The sequence below is a fragment of the Bradyrhizobium sp. genome (assembly GCF_049586575.1).
Lineage (GTDB): Bacteria > Pseudomonadota > Alphaproteobacteria > Rhizobiales > Xanthobacteraceae > Bradyrhizobium.
The window spans coordinates 1-3,390 of sequence record NZ_JBAVCF010000176.1 but is presented as its reverse complement, the minus strand read 5'-3'; the positions used below and the strand labels follow the sequence as shown (position 1 = coordinate 3,390).

4 protein-coding genes are annotated in these 3,390 nt (G+C 63.1%); all 4 read left to right on the top strand.

The genetic code is table 11. The features are described 5' to 3' along the window. Positions 1 to 178: 178 nt before the first annotated feature. Genes WB528_RS06845 through WB528_RS06830 form a run of 4 tightly spaced genes read left to right on the top strand, consistent with a single transcriptional unit; the run spans position 179 to position 3,305 of the window. Positions 179 to 619 (top strand): hypothetical protein, encoded by a 441-nt coding sequence (locus WB528_RS06845; RefSeq protein ID WP_423887666.1) that lies wholly within the window; start codon positions 179 to 181, stop codon positions 617 to 619. Positions 620 to 676: 57 nt separating this feature from the next. Next, complete coding sequence (locus WB528_RS06840; RefSeq protein WP_423887665.1) at positions 677 to 1,396, top strand: tyrosine-type recombinase/integrase; 720 nt, start codon at positions 677 to 679, stop codon at positions 1,394 to 1,396. Then, on the top strand, positions 1,393 to 2,319 hold the full coding sequence (locus WB528_RS06835; protein ID WP_423887664.1) for a tyrosine-type recombinase/integrase: 927 nt from the start codon (positions 1,393 to 1,395) through the stop codon (positions 2,317 to 2,319). Before WB528_RS06840 ends, WB528_RS06835 begins: the two co-directional genes overlap by 4 nt. Further along, the gene (locus tag WB528_RS06830) at positions 2,316 to 3,305 is read left to right on the top strand and encodes a tyrosine-type recombinase/integrase (RefSeq protein WP_423887663.1); all 990 of its coding nucleotides are present in this window, start codon (positions 2,316 to 2,318) and stop codon (positions 3,303 to 3,305) included. Before WB528_RS06835 ends, WB528_RS06830 begins: the two co-directional genes overlap by 4 nt. The last annotated feature ends 85 nt before the right edge of the window (positions 3,306 to 3,390 follow it).

The window sequence follows — 3,390 nt, the reverse complement described above, 5'->3', positions numbered from 1 at the left end:
GTGGGACGGCGTGCCGGTGCAGCGCTGCACGGTCCATTATGCCGAGCTCCGGATTATGCCGACCTCCGTCCGCAAATCGGCCTGGGAGGCGGTGATCGCTGTGAAGGAGGCGGCATAATAACGCCGGCCTGAGGATCAGTTCAGACTCCTCTTTCTTTTCAAGAAAGGGGAGCAAGTCATGTCGATTGATCCAGCAGAAGTCCCGGATTCAGGACCGCTTGGGGCATTTTCCATCGCCTACGCGAACGAACTAGCGCGGCAGGGATACGCACCAGCTTCCGTTCGCATGCAATTGAAGGTGTTGGCCGATCTGAGCAATTGGCTGCTGCACCAGGGCATGATCGCCGGCGATTTGAAGGCTGTCGAAGTGGACCGCTTTCTGTGCTGCCGCCGAGCTGCTGGTCATACCAGATACGTCTCAGCCAAAGCGGTACGCCCCATCCTTGATTATTTGCGGAGGCTGGAGATCGTGCCACCAGAAGCGGAGGGACGCGACGGCCCAGTGGAGATGATGCTGTGCCGATACTGGCGTTTTCTGACCGTCGAGCGCTCTTTGGCGCTTGTAACCGCCCGCTGTTATGTCGACATGGTGCGTTCATTTCTTGAACGCAGACTTTAGGCCGACGGCCTCGCCCTCGATCTCGGACACCTGACCGCGGCCGACGTCGCTTCCTTCGTGGTGGCCCGGTGCCCGCGACAAAGTCGGGGGGCCGCAAAGCTGACGGTCACTGCGCTCCGTTCTTTGCTCGGGTTCCTTCATCTCGACGGCATCATCGAACGATCGCTGGTCTCAGCAGTACCTTCGGTTGCCGGCCGGCGATTGGTCGGGCTGCCGAAGGGGCTGGATTCCAACCAAGTCCGACGCCTTCTCGCGTCATGCGACGGCAGAACTCGGCGCGGCTGCCGGGACGTCGCCATTCTGACCATGTTGATCCGCCTCGGCATGCGGTCGGGCGAAGTGGCGAAGCTCCGGTTGGACGATATCGATTGGCGGGCCGGCGAGATAGTTGTGCGCGGCAAGGCGAACTGTACGGAGCGCCTGCCATTGCCGCAGGACGTCGGCGACAGACTGGCCGTGTATCTGCAGCGCGGTCGTCCCGCGAGCGCCCAGGGCCGGACGGTGTTCGTAAGGATCAAGGCGCCTCATCGCCATCTCAGCTCGGCCGGTGTGAGCAATGTCGTGGCCGAAGCCGCTCAACGGGCGGATCTCGGGCAAATCCGCGCCCACCGTTTGCGCCATACAGTAGCGATGCAGATGCTACGGGCCGGAGCGTCACTGCCGGAGATCGGGCAACTCTTGCGTCATCGCCGCGCTCTGACGACGGCGATTTACGCCAAGGTCGATCGCGACGCCTTGCGCCGGATCGCCCGCCCGTGGCCGGGAGACGCCCCATGAACGCCCTCCGCCAAGCGCTCGCCGACTACTTGGCCGTGCGGCGCATCCTCGGCTACAGGCTTGCCCGGGCGGAGAAACTCCTCGCCCAGTTCCTTACCTTCGTTGAGGAGCGAGGCGAAGAACACCTGACCACGGAAACGGCTCTCGCCTGGGCGACGTTGCCGGCAGGCGCCGATCGAAGCTGGATGTCCAGGCGGCTCTCCGACGTTCGCCGCTTTGCCATTCATCTCCACGGGATCGACCCCGCCACCCAGGTGCCGCCGACGGACATCCTGCCCGGCCGAACACGCCGGGCGACACCGTACCTCTATTCAGCGAAAGAAATCTCCGCCTTGATGGCGGCAGCGGCGACATTGCGCGGGCCGCACCGGAGGGCGACCTATCGGACATTGATCGGGTTGCTGGCGGTAACTGGAATGCGGGTCGGCGAGGCGATCGGCCTCGACCGCGATGACTTCGACGTCGCTGATGGCCTGCTCACAATCCGCAGCGGAAAGTTCGGCAAATCTCGTGAGCTGCCGCTACATCCGAGCACCGTGACGGCCCTCGGCGACTATCTGCTCCGAGGCGATCGTCCCCGTCAGCCGCCAAAGATGCCGGCCCTGTTCCTCTCGCCCGCCGGCACGAGGTTGCTCTATTGCAACGTGCAGAACACCTTCCAGCTACTGGTCCGTCATTGCGGCATTGCGCCGCGATCGGCAGCATGCCGACCCAGGCTCCATGACGTTCGGCATGCCTTTGCCGTCAATACCATCTTAGACGCTTATCGCGACGACGGCGATCCCGCCGCCCGACTTGCGGTCTTGTCGACCTATCTCGGTCACATCAATCCGAGCCATACCTACTGGTACCTCTCGGCCGCCCCAGAGTTGTTGAAGCTCGCCAGCGACCAGCTCGAGCGTCACCTCGGAGGTGACGCATGACCGCGATCGCCACGACCCTGCAGGCGTTCTTCACGGACCGCATGGCTCGTCAACGTCAAGCCAGCCCACATACGGTCGCGTCCTATCGAGATTCCTTGCGGTTACTGCTGGTCTTCGCCTCCAAACGGCAAGGCAAAGAGCCGTCGAAGCTCGACATCGACGACATCGATGCCGCACTCGTCGGCGCCTTCCTCGACCACATCGAGCAACAGCGGGAAAACAGCGTGCGCACCCGTAACGTTCGGCTCGCCGCGATCCGCTCCCTGTTCCGATACGCCGCGTTCCGTCATCCCGAGCATGCTGCCGTGATCGAACGTGTGCTTGCCATTCCTTCCAAGCGCTTCGACCGAAGGCTCGTTACCTTCCTGACTGAACCGGAACTCGACGCACTGCTTGCAGCCCCCGCTCGGTCGACTTGGACCGGGCGGCGCGACCATGCCGTGCTTGGGCTCGCGGCTCAAACCGGCCTGCGCGTGTCCGAACTGATCGGCCTGCGCTGTGCCGACGTCCATCTCGGATCTGGCGCGCATGTGAGCTGCGAGGGGAAAGGGCGAAAGCAACGGATCACGCCGCTCACCTCGGGCACCGCCGCCGTCCTGCGCGTTTGGCTTGCCGAGCGTGCTGGTCTGCCGGCGCAGCCCCTATTCGTGACACGGTCCGGAAACGCACTCAGCCGCGACGCTCTCGAACACAGACTTGCCAAACACGTGCAGATCGCCGGTGGCATCTGTCCGTCACTGACACAAAAATCGGTGACCATGCATGTGTTGCGGCATTCCGCAGCGATGCGATTGCTGCGCGCCGGTATCGATACCTCGGTGATCGCGCTGTGGCTCGGCCACGAACAGATCGAAACCACTCAGGTCTACCTGCACGCCGATCTTGAAATCAAGGAACGTGCCTTGGCCAAGACAGTGCAAGCGGAAACCAAGCCCGGTCGCTTCCGGCCTGCCGACAAATTGCTCGCCTTCCTGGAAGCACTTTGATTATGCCGCCTCCTTCACAGCGATCACCGCCTCCCAGGCCGATTTGCGGACGGAGGTCGGCATAATCCGGAGCTCGGCATAATGG

What these genes read in the sequence shown, in the direction of transcription:
- WB528_RS06835 (WP_423887664.1), top strand. Translation starts at nt 1,393, where the DNA reads ATGAACGCCCTCCGCCAAGCGCTCGCCGACTACTTGGCCGTGCGGCGC.
- WB528_RS06845 (WP_423887666.1), top strand. Translation starts at nt 179, where the DNA reads ATGTCGATTGATCCAGCAGAAGTCCCGGATTCAGGACCGCTTGGGGCA.
- WB528_RS06830 (WP_423887663.1), top strand. Translation starts at nt 2,316, where the DNA reads ATGACCGCGATCGCCACGACCCTGCAGGCGTTCTTCACGGACCGCATG.